14 protein-coding genes and 1 pseudogene are annotated in these 14549 nt (G+C 43.8%); 6 read left to right on the top strand and 9 right to left on the bottom strand.

The window, feature by feature from the left end; genetic code table 11:
• The 5 genes from G1O98_RS39240 to G1O98_RS06520 form a co-directional block, all read right to left on the bottom strand.
• The coding region (locus tag G1O98_RS39240) for an enoyl-CoA hydratase-related protein (RefSeq protein WP_243458364.1) at nt 1–1156 on the bottom strand (1156 nt) is incomplete at its 3' end.
• A 147-nt stretch (nt 1157–1303) separates the two neighbouring features.
• Entirely contained in the window at nt 1304–1885 is a 582-nt protein-coding gene (locus G1O98_RS06535; RefSeq protein ID WP_163927804.1) for a CAP family protein, read from the bottom strand.
• A gap of 232 nt (nt 1886–2117) precedes the next feature.
• Nucleotides 2118–2957: a sulfotransferase gene (locus G1O98_RS06530; protein ID WP_163927802.1), complete on the bottom strand. Its 840-nt coding sequence runs from the start codon at nt 2955–2957 to the stop codon at nt 2118–2120.
• A 153-nt stretch (nt 2958–3110) separates the two neighbouring features.
• Nucleotides 3111–3257, bottom strand: coding sequence for a hypothetical protein (locus tag G1O98_RS06525; protein ID WP_163927801.1), 147 nt, complete (start codon nt 3255–3257; stop codon nt 3111–3113).
• A 955-nt stretch (nt 3258–4212) separates the two neighbouring features.
• Nucleotides 4213–4644, bottom strand: coding sequence for a PAS domain S-box protein (locus G1O98_RS06520; RefSeq protein WP_345940531.1), 432 nt, complete (start codon nt 4642–4644; stop codon nt 4213–4215).
• An 18-nt stretch (nt 4645–4662) separates the two neighbouring features.
• Between G1O98_RS06520 and G1O98_RS39775 the strand changes: the two are divergent.
• Nucleotides 4663–4899 (top strand): annotated as a pseudogene (locus G1O98_RS39775) (IS4 family transposase); the annotation flags it as partial.
• A 23-nt stretch (nt 4900–4922) separates the two neighbouring features.
• Here G1O98_RS39775 and G1O98_RS06515 read toward each other — a convergent pair.
• Entirely contained in the window at nt 4923–5267 is a 345-nt protein-coding gene (locus G1O98_RS06515) for a hypothetical protein (RefSeq protein ID WP_163927800.1), read from the bottom strand.
• Between the two features lie 310 nt (nt 5268–5577).
• Between G1O98_RS06515 and G1O98_RS06510 the strand changes: the two genes are divergently transcribed.
• From G1O98_RS06510 to G1O98_RS38945, 4 genes are all read left to right on the top strand, one after another.
• The gene (locus tag G1O98_RS06510) at nt 5578–8178 is read left to right on the top strand and encodes an adenylate/guanylate cyclase domain-containing protein (RefSeq protein WP_163927799.1); all 2601 of its coding nucleotides are present in this window, start codon (nt 5578–5580) and stop codon (nt 8176–8178) included.
• 171 nt (nt 8179–8349) lie between these two features.
• The gene (locus tag G1O98_RS06505) at nt 8350–9933 is read left to right on the top strand and encodes a cyclic nucleotide-binding domain-containing protein (protein ID WP_228058578.1); all 1584 of its coding nucleotides are present in this window, start codon (nt 8350–8352) and stop codon (nt 9931–9933) included.
• A 3-nt stretch (nt 9934–9936) separates the two neighbouring features.
• On the top strand, nt 9937–11058 hold the full coding sequence (locus G1O98_RS06500) for a substrate-binding domain-containing protein (RefSeq protein WP_202985784.1): 1122 nt from the start codon (nt 9937–9939) through the stop codon (nt 11056–11058).
• A gap of 134 nt (nt 11059–11192) precedes the next feature.
• On the top strand, nt 11193–11447 hold the full coding sequence (locus G1O98_RS38945) for a hypothetical protein (protein ID WP_175586559.1): 255 nt from the start codon (nt 11193–11195) through the stop codon (nt 11445–11447).
• Nucleotides 11448–11554: 107 nt separating this feature from the next.
• Here the strand turns inward: G1O98_RS38945 and G1O98_RS06490 are convergent, their stop codons facing one another.
• Nucleotides 11555–12076, bottom strand: coding sequence for a hypothetical protein (locus G1O98_RS06490; RefSeq protein WP_163927798.1), 522 nt, complete (start codon nt 12074–12076; stop codon nt 11555–11557).
• Between the two features lie 210 nt (nt 12077–12286).
• Nucleotides 12287–12610 carry a hypothetical protein gene (locus tag G1O98_RS06485; RefSeq protein ID WP_163927797.1) on the bottom strand — a complete coding sequence of 108 codons (324 nt, stop codon included), beginning with the start codon at nt 12608–12610 and terminating at the stop codon, nt 12287–12289.
• Between the two features lie 53 nt (nt 12611–12663).
• Between G1O98_RS06485 and G1O98_RS06480 the strand changes: the two genes are divergently transcribed.
• Entirely contained in the window at nt 12664–13011 is a 348-nt protein-coding gene (locus tag G1O98_RS06480; RefSeq protein ID WP_243458363.1) for a hypothetical protein, read from the top strand.
• A gap of 177 nt (nt 13012–13188) precedes the next feature.
• Here the strand turns inward: G1O98_RS06480 and G1O98_RS06475 are convergent, their stop codons facing one another.
• Nucleotides 13189–14529, bottom strand: coding sequence for a cytochrome P450 (locus G1O98_RS06475; RefSeq protein WP_163927796.1), 1341 nt, complete (start codon nt 14527–14529; stop codon nt 13189–13191).
• Nucleotides 14530–14549: the final 20 nt, after the last annotated feature.

Raw genomic sequence — 14549 nt, 5'->3', positions numbered from 1 at the left:
TCAGCGCGAGATCGATCGGCAGCTGCAGCCCCTCATAGACCGCCGAGAGGATGGCGCGGGCGGCCGGGTAGTTGTCGTTGGTCTCGCGGCGATAGATCGCATTGGCCGGCGGCCAGATCTGCATGCCGGCCGGCGAATAGACCTTGTTCGAGGGCAGCTTGTAGCCCTTCTGGTCCCAGGGCGCGGTCGCGGTCGGGTTGGCCTTGAGCCACTCCTTCGCGTTCGCGCCGAGCTGGTCGCGCGGCACGACGGCGTGGACGAGGCCGGTATTGCGCGCGGGCAAGGCTTTGATCTGCTCGCCCTTGAACATCATCTGCAGCGCGTCGCCGGTCTGCATCAGGCGCGAGACGCGTTGCGTGCCGCCGGCGCCGGGGAAGAGCCCGACCTTGATCTCGGGCAGGCCGACGCGGGTTGCGGCATCGTCGGAGACGACGCGGCGCTGGCAGGAGCGCGCGCGTTCGCCGGCGCCGCCGCGGCAGCCGCCGCCACGGCCGAGGCGGCTGCCGCTCCCGCCGCCGCCGCCGCCGAAGCCGCCAGCACTACTACCACTGTTAGAACTCCCATTTCCACCGCCGCCGAAAGCACCAGTACCACCGCCATAGTTACCGTTACCACCGTAACCGCCGTTGTCGCCACTGCCAGAATCAAAAAGTCCGCCGCCGCCGAAGCCGCCGCCAGTATTGCCGAATATCCCGCCGCCGCCGTTGCCGATGCCGACATTGCTATTGCCGCCTTGTGCCGCGTTATTACTAAAATCGACATTGGTTAAGGATACATTGCCATCATAAATAAACAAGCCGCCCCCCAATCCAGCACCGCCGCCGCCGCCGTTACTATCTCCCCCTTTAGCTCGTCCATTGGTGATGGTTAGCTCAGAAATACCGACGGTTCCCGACAAAATGAACAAGGGGCGCACGTCGCCGTTGTCGTTGATGCCGTTATTATTGGCATCGCCGCTGATGCTGTGGTTGTTGCCCACAATGCTGATGTTGCTGTTTACCAGAGTTTTCACTACCCCAGTGAAACGGACATCGTTATTGATTGTAATGGTGTCATCTCCTGCTAATTGGTTCGCTTGGAGAATTGCATAACTGAGGGTGCCTGTGGTACTTCCAGTGCCGTCATCGGTGGCTTGGTTGACGATGAAGTTTGTCATTTGATTTTTTTATTTTTTGATGTCAATGAGAAGTTATTTGTAGAGTGGAGGGAGTGCCACTTAAACTAAATCCAGCGATTTAGAACCTCGACTTCTTGAAGAAGTCGGGGTTCTGAGTTATTTGTAAGGTGGGCAAACAGCAAATGACTAAGGTTTCAGCACGTTATCAGGAAACTGCCCTTGCACATTACCTGCGGTAGCATACTGACAAACCACATAGAAGGCGTTATATTTATTACCTTCAATCGTTGCAGTACCTTGTGCTGCACCACAGCCTAATTTGGTACTGCCTTTCCACACCACCTGAGTAAAATGCCCAGTTTCGCTAGAAAAGCCTGGACTCTCGTACTTGTAATCTTTAATTTCGCTATACCAGTCTTCAACTGCTCCGTTACCAAGGGTGGTTGGGTCTATGGAAGTCTCTGAAGTATAAGAAGCGTATATGTTCTCTCCGACATTAGGAGTGTTACTGTGTTCAAAGTTTCCACTACTAGCAATCTTCTCAGCCCAAGCTTGAGCGCCTGTGTTTAGAGAATTATCGATAGTAATGTTAGGGCTACGATGGGTGGCTCGATAAGTGTTGTGTTTAGACACAGCTGCGCTACGCATAGCGGCTAAGTCAATAGATGTTTCTCCAAAAACTGAGTTATTGCTCATTACTCCTGTGGTAATTGCAACGGTTAAAGCTGTAGCTGTTGTTAGGGTTAGAGTTGAAAATAATTTATTCATGGTTTTGTATATCTTGGGTTAGCTTTTGCAGGTCAGTGCAACAAAGTTGCAGGTCAATGTAACTTTGTTGTAGGTGAATGCATTAAAGGTGCAGGTTGATGCAACAAAGGTGCAGGTTGATGCAACAAAGGTGCAGGTCAATACATCAAAGTTGCAGATGAATGCAACAAAGGTGCAGGTCGATGTATCAAAGTTGCAGCTTGTTAGGAAAGAGGAACAATTTAAAGCTTCATTACCTCACCGCTTCTACCGGCTGGGCGACAATCACGTTAGCCAAACTATTGCTAGGGTTTTTCCAAAAAGACAACCCATCATACTGAGTAAATAAATCTGGTGGTAAAATTGTCAGTCGCGGCTGAAACTCGACTTTGCGACGCACCTGATGTAGTCCCTTAGTATTCAGCCGATTATCAAATTCCTCAGCTTCGTATTCCACATTGGCAAAATCATGCTCAAAGGGTTCCTCCTGCAAAAATTGATAAATCAGCGATAGAGTTTTATCAGGTGCTTGGCTCAATAAGTCATAGTCCACCAAAAGCAAAGAGGCGCTGTGTTCGCTATAAAATGCTTCTTTGAGGGCGTTATAAGCAAACCCCACTAATCGTCCCCCTTGACTCAAGGCTTCGGTGCGGGTGTAAACTGTGGAACGTTCACCAGCATTATTAAACATCCGCGACACATCAAAAGCGTTTTTTCTAATCAGCCGTTCGATGCTATCCATAATCCAAGCGACATTTCGCACGCAGCAAATCACCTTTGAGCCAGGAAATAGCTCTTGAATTAAGGACAATTTGCTACACCACAACCGATTAGTATCGAAGATGACTTCTTTTTGAGCTTGCGGATCGTAGAATGTGGAAAAAATAGTTAAGGTTAATGCCCGTTTTTGCTCAGGGGTGATAAAGACTGAATATTCATTCTCTTCACTCATTGCTTCTAGCATTCGGTTCACCAGACTACCAACGGGGCTAGTCATGCTGGCATGAAACCGGGGATTTTGCCGAAGTAACGCTCCGAGTAAGGTGGAACCGGAACGAGGTAAGCCGGAGATAAAGTGGATTTTGGCAGTCATAACGATTAACCGGCTTTTATTTGTTGCCTTGACATAGAAGCTTTTGCACCTGTGTGTTTTGCTTGCATAAGCCAGGCGGTTATTAACATTTTGCTTGGGTGAAATGGATTATATAGCGATCGCCTTAATTGCCGCATCGAACAAAGATCCTAGTCAAAACTTGGATCTTTGTCCTATATAATTAATACTTATGGTGTCATCTCCTGCTAGTTGGTTGGCTTGGAGGATGGCATAGCTGAGAGTGCCTACTGTGTCTCCGTTTCCGTTATCAGTGGTTTGAGTGACTTGATACAGTGCCATTCGATTTAACCCCAAGTTTGTTTAACAATTTGGCAACAGCAACAAAAACAGGTGTCATGAAGAGGTTGCCAAAAGCACATACCTTTTCATGAACGATAATCAGGTTTATTCAAATACTGACTTTTAATTTCTGGGCCGCCGAGGGCAACTATTGTCAGTATGGCTAGTAGTTTGCTTTCGTGACTTAGCTCTTTTAAGGGCAAAGGGACTCATGTTTTAAATCCCTTACTCTTTAACCTTTCCACTTTTCCCAGCCCTCACCCAACAATTTTGAGTTGGCAGACTACTAGATTTAAGGATACGTAGGACTATACATTTAATACATTTACGATGCAAGGACAGTTAAGACAGTTAAGACATTTAAGTAAACATTTAATAGATGCTTAATAATTGGTTTTTTAGACTCTTGAATTTTTTGAGTTGTCCTGGACGTACCTTTGACTCAAGACCGAATGGCACGCTTGTAAAGGGAAAATCGTTGAGGCAGCTCTTGTGCAGTGTTTCGACTACGCTCAACAACCAAAGCAGAGGAGCAGGGGAGAAAGAAGAAGGAAGAAGCATACGGAAAGAAACAAGAGGCATACGGAAAGAAGCAAGAGAAATTCTCCTCTACCCCTCTGCAATTCTTACGCTGCCTACCGTTCAGCTTAACAAGCGTGCCATTCACTCAAGACCGATAGTATGAAGCAGTATGTAGAAGTGTAAACGCAAACATTTCTGACATTTTTCCTTTTGTACAGCAGAAATCTAAGCAGATGCAGTACCTCTACTCCCAATACTTTTCGGTTAAGGGGAAAAGGGGAATGGGAAAGGGAAAAGAAAAAACCTTTACCCCTTACCCTTTAACCTTTTCCCCAAACCCAATTCCGAGTTAAAAGTGCAAAACCCGAGAAGTATTGCCTCTACTCCTGCATCGGATACCGCCGCATTATTTGCTGTAAGTTTACCGCCTCATCTAAGGCGCGTGTACACTTTCCCCCGACATAGCAATCACAATCTTTTCTCGCTGCACCCGCTCAAAAGGAGCGATTACACCCGATTTAATCCATCCAGTTTCGGCTGCTTCTTCAGGAGTTAGTCCGGTAAGAGAACACCAGCGTTCATTAACGTAAAAACAGTTTCCTTGAGCATCGGTTCGGAAAATGCCGACTGGAACGGCGGCGGCCAAAGAAGCATATCGTTGTTCGCTTTGCCGGAGATGCGCTTCTGTTTTTTGCCGCTCTGCAAGTTCAGTTTCCAGCTGTTGATAAGCAGTAGCTTGTTGAATTGCGATCGCCATCTGGGTCGAAAGCTGTTGCACTAAAGCAATTTCTTCCGTTTCCCACTGTCGAGGAGCAAAGCTTTCAACCACGTTCAGTAATCCCCACAGGTTGTTACCTTGGATAATTGGAACCGAAATTTTTAGTTATTTCATCCTGTTTTAATTGATTTAGCAGATGCTGTTGCCGATGAATTATCTCTACCATTTGACCGCATTTCTTTAGAGATGATTTATCGCGGTTTCTAGCATTTTAGCGTTGCTTACGATCAAGGTAATGCCCATGACCCCGTTAAGTATTTTGTTGCCAAAGAGAATCAAGATTTAGGAGTAGTCAAAGCCAAGCGATTGCCAGTCTCCAAGCTGGATTTATCCCCTTTTCCCGCATCCTATTGACAAAAGTGCAGTTATCTTAACCTCTCACGGAGAATTACACCGTCTTTATCTATATCCTGAATATCGTAAAACATACTTGCTATTTTCAGCCAGAGGAAGTCGCTTTTGGAATAGTTCAATAACTTGTATTGATAGGAAAGCCACTCATCTAAAGACGCTTTGTTGTCAGCGTTTGTGTCTGCCTCTTTTGCAAGAGCATCCCAGCGCTTACCATAAGTTGAGGAAATATAATGGTAGATTTCTGAATTTTGTACGATGTTATAAGTTTTTGCAACACCATTGACAATTTTATCAAAGTCAGGTTTTCCCAAAACACCATTTTTATGAGCGTCAAACACATGAAAATAATAAGTCAATTTCTTCTTTTTAACTTAAGCTAATATGTGTTATCGGTTTTGAAACAATCAACCTGATAATAAGCTATATTTGTGTTTTTTAAATTTGCCTGTACTAGTCTCCTACTTTCTCTAGTTTAAAGTTCGGAATAACTTATTTAAAAATAATTTGTGATGCCGCTTGACTTAACTACATTAATCTGAATAAATAGATAAAACAAAGAAATACAAATACAAGGATCAAAAACTTAAAAAAATCTAGAAATAGTAAATATATTGGTTTGGACGTAAGCAATAGGTTAAATATTCACCATCAAAATTAATAAAAAAGATGTTAAATCCCGAAAAGGGCTTGCAGAAGTTGCGTAATGGCTCCCTAATTAATCTAAAACTGGGTGACTGGACAATTAAATCCAAGCTGCAAGCATTGCTCCTCGGAGTTAGCCTGGGTTCTGTAGTAGTAGTTAGTGGGATTGGTTGGTATCAAACACAAGCTACCCTTAGAAGTAAAATCGCCGAGCAACTTTCCGGTATCCGTACAACCAAAGCCGAGCAGTTTGAGTCGTACTTTGAAAATTTGAATAACCAAGTAGGGATGCTGGCAGCAGATCGCAACATCGTGAAAGCAATGGTGGATTTGAATGGGGGTTTCCGCAACCTGGAGCGCAACTTTATTCCCTCCGAATGGGATACAGCAATGGAAGCTTACTACACCCAACAATTTTTTCCTCGCTTGAAAAAGAATCTCTCCTCTGAAGAACTGAACCCCAGTGCCTATCAGCCCCTGGGACAAGCCGCTCGTTATCTCCAGTATTACTACATTGCTTCTAACCCCAATCCAATCGGCAAAAAAAACCAGCTCCTTGATGCTGGTGATGGCAGCGCTTACACCAAGGCTCACGCCAAATATCAAAAAATCTTTGCAGGAATTATCGAAAAATTTGGTTATTACGATTTATTTTTGATTAATCCTAAAACAGGAGATATCATCTATTCCTATTTTAAAGAGACAGATTTTGCCACTAATCCACTACAGAGTTATGACTCCCGGAATGGACTAAAGGAATTGGTGCAGGCAGTCCAGACAAATCCGACTCAAGGTAGCATTCAAGTTGTTGATTTCAAATCTTACCGTGCCTCTTATAATGCTCCATCTGCTTTCCTGGGAACTCCGATTTATAGCGGTTCTAACATGATTGGCATCTTGGCAGTGCAAATTCCTATTGAAAAGATCAACAGCGCTATTAGCCGGAATAATAATTGGGAAGGTAGTGGTTTGCAGAAAACAGGGGAAGCTTATTTAGTCGGACCCGATTCCCTAATGCGTTCGACATCTCGTTTTTGGGTTGAAGACCCCAAAAAATATCAAAATGCTGTTCGTTACACGGGCGCTGACCAGAGAACTCTACAACTAATGGAGAACTTTAACACTACCATTAGCTTACAGAAAATCAATAGTTTAGCCGCTAAAGCCGCCTTAGAAGGGCAACAAGGGATGATGGTAGACCGCAACTATCGGGGGGCAGAGGTATTGAGTTCATACAGTCCTTTGAAGTTGAACGGGTTAAGTTGGGGGATTATAGCAGAGATGGAGGTAGGGGAAGCTTATCGTCCGCTTTACACGTTACAGGTAATGTTGCTGATAGCAGCGACGCTTTTCTTACTGGGGACGGCGTTTTTAGCGGCAATTGCTGCGAAAATTTTTACCTCTCCTCTGCGTCGTTTGACTGATAGCGCCCGGAAACTGAATGCTGGGGAACTGGACACAGAAGTTGATGTGACATCCCTTGACGAGTTTGGGGAATTGGCAACAGAGTTCAAAGAGGTGGCGAACAAATTACATCAAACTGAGGAAGAGCTGGAAACCAAGAAGCAGGAAAACGATATTCTCTTGCAGAATATCTTACCAAGAGCGATCGCCGAACGCAGGAAACAAGGAGAGCTATCCATTGCGGAAAACTTCAAGCAAGTAACCATCCTCAATGCTCATCTGGCTGGGATTGCTGAGTTGAACAAACGCCTGTCACCGTCAGAGATAACAAAATTGCTCACCGAGCTATTTGATGAATTCTATGATTCTGCAGAACGCTACGGGTTGGAACGACAGAACTCCCTGAGTACAAGCTATGTGGCAGTATGTGGACTCACTGAAGTGAGATTTGACCATAGCCAGCGAACTGTTGATTTTGCCCTAGCCATGTTAGACATAATCCAGCGTCTGAATGTTAATCATAATTCTGCCTTGGCTTTACGCATCAGCATTCATGCAGGTTCTGTGACAGCAGGTGTAATAGGAACACAGCGATTTGGATACAGCATTTGGGGAGAAACAGCATATATAGCAAGCAATCTTCAAAGCCAAGCTGAGTTGAACTATATTTTGATCACTCAGAGTGTGTACGATCGCATAGCCGATAGCTACACATTCATCCAAAACCCAGTCGTGAAAATTCCAGGACTGGGTGAAGTAGAAACCTGGACGCTAGTAACCACGAGGAAGTTAATTCTAAGTCAAGTGGAGTTAGTTCAGTCATCCTTTGCTAAAGTTAAACCCATCGCTGATAAGGCTGCCGAACTGTTCTACAACCGACTGTTTGAATTAGAGCCTTCTTTTCGTGCTTTATTTAAGGGGGATATGAAAGAGCAGGAACGTAAGCTAATGGCTACGCTAGCTCTCGCCGTGGAAGGTTTGCGTCAACCAGATAAGATTGTCGGTCCCGTTCAGAAGCTTGGTCGCAGCCATGCCAGCTATGGTGTCAAGGCTGAATACTACGATATTGTCGGCGAAGCTTTGCTGTGGACGTTAGCGCAAGGACTGGGTGAAGACTTTACTACGCCAGTGCGAAAAGCATGGGAAGAAGCTTATACATTCCTGAGCGAAATTATGAAAGAAGCAGCAGCGGAACCTGAGTTGGAAAAAATAGGTGTTTAACAATTCAAAATTCAAAATGACGCTCTCTACGAGACGCTGCGCGAATGCAGACTCGCTAACAAAATTCAAAATTAAAGAGAATTGGAGTTGGAGATTTAAACCACTACATATTGCACTATTTTCCGTGTAGACCTTCATTAGCCATTAGTCATTTGTGTTTACTAAGGACAAATGACTAATGACAAAGGACAACCTCATCAGTTGATGTGCAATCTTATTTGCGTAACAGCTTACTCACTGTTTATTGTTTGTAAAAAAACAATCATGGATAAATCATTTCTGGGATGGATATTAATTTTGGGGCTGGGATTTCCATTGTTCGGTATACTGCTTGATGAAGCTGCCTCAAGATTGGAACGGCAGCAGCACCCCTTAGCAGTTGCTCTGCGTCAGATACGGGAGTATGTGTTACCTCCCTTAGCCATAATTTTGGTCATGCGACAGCTTTTAAGCGTCGCTGGCAAAGATTCCTGGGCACGTTTTGTGGAAACGTTAACTTGGGTTGCCGTGATTGTGGCGGGAATTTCTTTAATTAACGCCCTGTTGACCACAAAAAAACAACCGATAAAATGGCAAATTCATGTACCTAGCCTGTTCTTTCAGGTAGCTAGGGGTGTGGTAATCTTTGCCATTGGTTATCACATTATCAATGGAATTTGGAATATAAATTTGACTGGCTTGGGCAGCGCTGTGGGCATAGCTTCAGCGGTAATTGCCCTAGCACTGCAAGATACTCTCAGTAACCTGGTGTCAGGATTACTGCTGCTATTTGCCAAACCTTTCAAAACAGGTGATTGGATTGAGTTAGATGGAAAGCAAGGACGGGTAATTGAACAAAACTGGTGGTCAGTCACTATGAAAAATCCGGTGATGACATTCAACGTTCCCAACGGAGTGTTGTCGAAGGCAAGCATTATCAATTACGGTCAGAGAGGAATCTGGAAAAGTATTTACGCCTCATTTTCTTATGACGATTCTCCTGGTGAAGTGATTTCAGCCCTAAATACTTTGACGGAGGGTATAGATACGATCGAAGCCAAAGATCCTGCTCTGGTTAGTTCCTATGAAGACTTCAGTATTACTTACAAGCTTTCTTATAAAGTAGTGCCGGAAAAAGATTGGATCGTTTCTGCGGAACTCAAATTTCGACTTTACTATATAACCAAACGTTATGGCTTTACTATGCCTTATCCAATTCAAGTACAGTACGATGTCGATACTCAAAAAGGAATACCAAGCCGGATTCCTCAAGTAGTCGAGAACCGCCAAAAGGAATTGGTAACTTATTTGCGATCGCTCCCATATTTCCTAACGCTCAATGATAATCAAATTGAAAAACTGAGTGAACAGGCTAGATTTAAAGCCTATGGTAAGGATGAGTTAATTATTCAGGAAGGTAAAGAAGACGAGGGACTTTATATTATCTTCAAGGGTGCGGGACAGGCTTATCTCAAAGACCCACAAGGGAACCGTCAGATAGTGGACGAGCTGGAACTTAACGAAGTATTTGGTGAAATGGCTATCTTTCCAGGGGAGGTAAGCCCAGTTACAGCGATCGCCAATGAAGATGTTGAGGTTATAGTAATTCCAACGGACGAGGTTATTGAAATAATCGAGTCTAACAACAAATTTGCCTCGGAGATTCTTCAGTATATCGAAGAACGGAAAAAGATGGTTCGACTTGCCAAAGGAATTAAGGAGGATGTAAATCTGCGAAATAACAAAAATGGTCGCCGAGTGCAAATGGGAAGATAATATATGTCATTAATCAGGATCGGGATAACTAAAGTAAAAAGTTTCAGAAATTACTTATTTTTGTTCAGCATAGTTTTACTATTAATAGCCTGCGCCGATCAATCAAAAACCTCAAAAGCAAATATTGATAATCAGGCTGGTGCGGACAAATCTTCAAAAGAAAATTTAGGTATTCAGAAAGTCGAGAGGAAATTAGTTAAATCACTCTCAACCCAAGACTCAGCTCAACAAGGCATTGCGCTTCCGGAGGTAAACCCCCTAGAACTAGAGGGAACAATAGCGATATCGGGAACTCAGGTAGTTTTACCAATTAGTCAGGCTATTGCTGAACGCTTTATCCAAGACGGGTATCCTAGTAAGATTAATCTCGCTGGTATTGATACAGTCGTTGGCTTCAAGCTATTTTGCCAAGAGAAAAAAATAGATATTGTCAATGCAGTTCGCCCGATTACCAGTCAGGAGTTAGCCGCCTGTGCCAAGTCAGGTATTCAGCCGATCGGCTTTCAAATTGCCACCGATGCAGTGACTATTGTAGTTAGTTCTCAGAATAATTTCGTCCCAAATACTCTGACACGCGACGAACTGGCAAAGGTATTTACCGTCCAAAAGTGGTCAGATGTCAATCCCAAATGGCCACAAGAGTTGATTAAACGCATTGTTCCAGAGGGGGCTGGTACTCGAGGAGCAGTTGACTTGTTTGCCGAAGCTATTCTCAAGGGGAACTTTAGCCAACTTACTAGTGCTCCCAATACGATATCTTATGACTTTGTAGAGCAGTTGTACTCAGAAGCTTTAATTAATCCTTACATGGTTGGTTTTTTAGAGTACGGCTCTTATCAAGAAAATCGCGAGAAGTTGAGGGCGATCGCTATTGATAAAGTAGACCCTTTCCTGCCAGGATATCCTCTAACTCGCCCTTTGTACATTTATGCAGATGCGAAAGCGATTCGGAAGCGACCGGAATTAGAAGGATTTATTAACTATTACTTGACTTATTTGGGTCAAGAAATTTCTAATCTTGGCTACCTTCCAGTTAAACCAACCGTATTAGATGAGTCAAAAACTAAGTTTTTACTAGTGTTGGGTAATAAAGAGTTGTTGAAGTCAGCAAGTAAGAAAAATTAGCAATTTTGGTAATATAGAAGTTTCACGTCTACGCTCATCAAACAGAGGAGAAAGCAAAACAAGGTTATTCTGCTTCTCTACAAGACGCTGCGCGAACGTTAATGGTTGTTGAAAATTCAGTTTCAGGTGGAAATATGAAAGCGGTGAATGAGGGTGAAAGTTCCGCCGCGCCTGTCACTGCTCCTGAAAAATGGTCACATGAGGCGATTGTAGCGAGGTCAAATATTCGACCTGTAAGAAGGGAAAAACTGAATCGAGCGGCGAATTCGGGCGAGAATCCGGGTTTTGACTTCTTGCTCTCGTGCTGGAATGATGACCCTGCGAAAGCAGATTGTGATCAAGAAATTGCTGGGGAAGTTTCCGCAGTGGGGATTGGTGACGGCGGATAGCGTGTTGGTGGATTGCGAGAGGTAAAATCACACTGTCTCAGAATAGCGTGCAGCTAAAGCGATTGCTGCTTGACGGTGCATGTCTACTCTTGTGCAGAAGGTGTAGATCAAGATTCCCTTGCATTGATACCGCCAAGCGACCAATTATTTTCTGAAAAGGGGGAGGCATAATCTGCGACTCGCTCCCATCCCCACTTATAAGCAGTGTCAACTAGAATTTCTTTACCATTGCGGAACTTAATAAATTCCTGCCCGTGGTCGTAAAATATGTCTGCAACCAGTTGATTACGCTCGTCGTAACCCCACTTATCTACTGCTGCCCTCCACCAACGCTTTCCTCTTGAGAGCAACTGTTCAAGTTCTAAATACTCCGGCTTCCAATACTTGGTGCGCCATTGATTTGCGAGTGCGTCGATTAGTATAGCAGTCGGGTAGATCGGTTTCAGGTTTTCTTCGAGCCAGAGTATATAAATGATTGCGCTCCTGAAAGCATCTTCTAAACTATAGCTGGATGCTTCTAGAGTGTCTTGGAGTTGCTCGTCATTAAAATTTACGCCGAGCGACCGCAGGGCTGGAGCATACAAATCAAATAATTCTTGTTCTACTGAATCGGCAGACCAGAACCACATAAGAAAAAGAAAAAAACCTTATTAGCTCTGGATGAGGGTGCTGGTGGTCGAGGCGAGGGTATTGTTGCCAGAACTTTTTCTCGAAGTACGATCGCTAAGATTCGTTTTGAGGATTATGAACGTCACACTAAACGTCGTCAGTGATTGAGTCAGCTTGGATTGTTTGAAAACTTAATTAGCCAATTCGTATTGCAACAATTACGAGAAAGATTACAAAGTATCCGTGCGATGTATAGATTCAATCAACTCCTCAACTTCTTCTTCGTCCAGACATTGTTTCACTTGGGTGCTGAACCACTGGGATTCTTCCAGTTCTGTGTCCTGGACTCGGTAGACGAGTAATGTTCCTGCAACGCGGGCAAGAGTAAGAGGTGATGGAGAAACGTGGCTCAGTAGATCGCACGCATTCTGGTATATTTCCATGACTGATAATTCGGACAAAGGAGATCCCAACTGAGCAGAAAGCTGTTTTAGATTCTCCTGAATAGATGAATGGAAGTCTGGATCTTCGGGATGGGAAAGAGGGTTACTCATAATTGTCGTTCAAATGCCATTGGATGTGAAGGTAAAAGTATTAAGTATTACCATTGTTAATTACTTATCGTATCTTTTCACACATTGGGTATTCACCTACCCCACTCAACCTTACCCAAGCTCATGAGTATCTATTAGCGGCAACAAGATATAGGCTGGGATATAAAGACCTTAAGCGACTGGTTCGCAACAGCTTAGAATATAGTTTCGCTCCGGGAAATAGTCTCTGGGAGTCGCCTGAGTTTAAGGCAATGGTTTCAGCTTGTGCAAGCGATACCCCTGGTGAAACCTCTGTTTCTCAAGGGTGCAGTGCTTTTTTGCACAAGAGCGATCGCGCGCAGACTCAATGGCAGCTAGAGTCGGAATTTGCTTGGTTTGAGTCATTGCAAAACTGGCTTTGATTGACTTTCATGAAAATGTAGAACAAAGTAATTTCACTTCGTTGTTAGTTGAAAATTCAGTTCCGGGTGTAGAAACCAAAACAGTTCATGAGGGTGAAATTTCCGCCGCGCCCGTCGCTCAGAATGAATTTTTTTCAAGTGATGAATATCTACTTGTAGCAATACGATTTTACACTCTTAGCCTTTGCGTCTCCAAAACTTGACTTTCAAACCATCCCTCGGGCGAGAAAATGGTAGTACTAAGTGTTCTAGATTTTGCCCAGGAAGTATTTCCCATTCATAGTCACGGATCAATAGTACGGCAAACAGTTTCATTTCTAACCGAGCAAACTCTTTACCTAAACATTCTCGAATCCCACCACCAAAAGGAATATAGCTTCCAACCCTTTGTTTGTCTTGAGTGGATTCAGATGCAAAACGTTGTGGGTCAAATTGTTGAGATTGAGCGTAAACATTCTCGTCTTGATGAGTTTCCTGAATTTGGTAAAACACGTCCCAGCCTTGGGGGATACGGTATCCAGCAAGCTCACTTTCTTTTAGTACTTTGCGCAAACCGCTACGAACGACTGGAGGCAGCATCCGTAGAACTTCTTTTAGCACAAGCTCTAGATAGGTCATTTGCTTAAGACATTCTGGTGTCAGCAGTTGTGCGTGTCCAATTTTCGCTTGTTCCAAACGTGCTGTTTGCCACACTTGTGGATGTTGAGCTAACAATAAACATAAGGAAGTTAGTGCTGAGGTTAAAGTTTCGTGTCCAGCAACAAGCATTGCTAACACGTTATCTTTCACATCCTCACTACTCAGACGATTCCCTTCCTCATCTTGTGCTTGTAATAGAATTCCTAAAACATCTCGATGGGCAATAGGTTGTTTTTGACGTTGAACAATTAACTGATCAAATTGCACAAGAAGATGCTCTCGCGCACGAACTGCACGAGCAAACTTGCTTAGAGGAAATCGAATCGGAATAGATAATAGTCCATTACTCCAAGCCTCGTAAACTTTTTCCAAGTTCTCATTTGCGGCATTATCAACACCTATAAACAACCTACAGGCAATATCAAGCGTGTATTTTTTCAGTTCAGGATACCAAGTGAAAGTTTTCATCTCTTCCCATTTATGCAGATAACGATGGGTTAACTGTTCCATTGTTTTGGCATAGTCAGCTAACGCTCTTGGCTCAAAGGACTTGAACAAGTGTTTACGAAGTTTTTGGTGAGCAGTACCTGTCTTGACTCCAATTGAGTTGGCTCCTAGTAGCGTCTCGAAACTTGTAGTATTAGTCATCTCAAATCGCTGACTTTCATTAGTGAATAGAAAACGTGTGGCATCTGCCCCAATTAAGACAATCGTTGGGCGACCAAATAGATGAGTTTTGAAGACTGCTCCATATTGCTTTTGTCGCTGCCGAATAAAATATGCTGGCTCTTGCAAATAACTAATGGATTCGCCAATGATGGGCAAACCGAAGCGACCAGGGGGTAATGGCAGTGTTCGTCCGCTTGAAAAGCTAGTCATGTTTTTTCTCACTTTTGAGT

It is taken from the genome of Nostoc sp. UIC 10630 (assembly GCF_010747425.1).
Taxonomy (GTDB): domain Bacteria; phylum Cyanobacteriota; class Cyanobacteriia; order Cyanobacteriales; family Nostocaceae; genus Nostoc.
This window is presented reverse-complemented; position numbering and strand designations above follow the sequence as displayed.

Coding starts and splice junctions, on each gene's coding strand:
- G1O98_RS06535 (WP_163927804.1), bottom strand. CDS start 1,885: ATGAATAAATTATTTTCAACTCTAACCCTAACAACAGCTACAGCTTTA.
- G1O98_RS06530 (WP_163927802.1), bottom strand. CDS start 2,957: ATGACTGCCAAAATCCACTTTATCTCCGGCTTACCTCGTTCCGGTTCC.
- G1O98_RS06525 (WP_163927801.1), bottom strand. CDS start 3,257: ATGGCACTGTATCAAGTCACTCAAACCACTGATAACGGAAACGGAGAC.
- G1O98_RS06510 (WP_163927799.1), top strand. CDS start 5,578: ATGTTAAATCCCGAAAAGGGCTTGCAGAAGTTGCGTAATGGCTCCCTA.
- G1O98_RS06505 (WP_228058578.1), top strand. CDS start 8,350: ATGACTAATGACAAAGGACAACCTCATCAGTTGATGTGCAATCTTATT.
- G1O98_RS06500 (WP_202985784.1), top strand. CDS start 9,937: ATGTCATTAATCAGGATCGGGATAACTAAAGTAAAAAGTTTCAGAAAT.
- G1O98_RS38945 (WP_175586559.1), top strand. CDS start 11,193: ATGAAAGCGGTGAATGAGGGTGAAAGTTCCGCCGCGCCTGTCACTGCT.
- G1O98_RS06490 (WP_163927798.1), bottom strand. CDS start 12,076: ATGTGGTTCTGGTCTGCCGATTCAGTAGAACAAGAATTATTTGATTTG.
- G1O98_RS06485 (WP_163927797.1), bottom strand. CDS start 12,610: ATGAGTAACCCTCTTTCCCATCCCGAAGATCCAGACTTCCATTCATCT.
- G1O98_RS06475 (WP_163927796.1), bottom strand. CDS start 14,529: ATGACTAGCTTTTCAAGCGGACGAACACTGCCATTACCCCCTGGTCGC.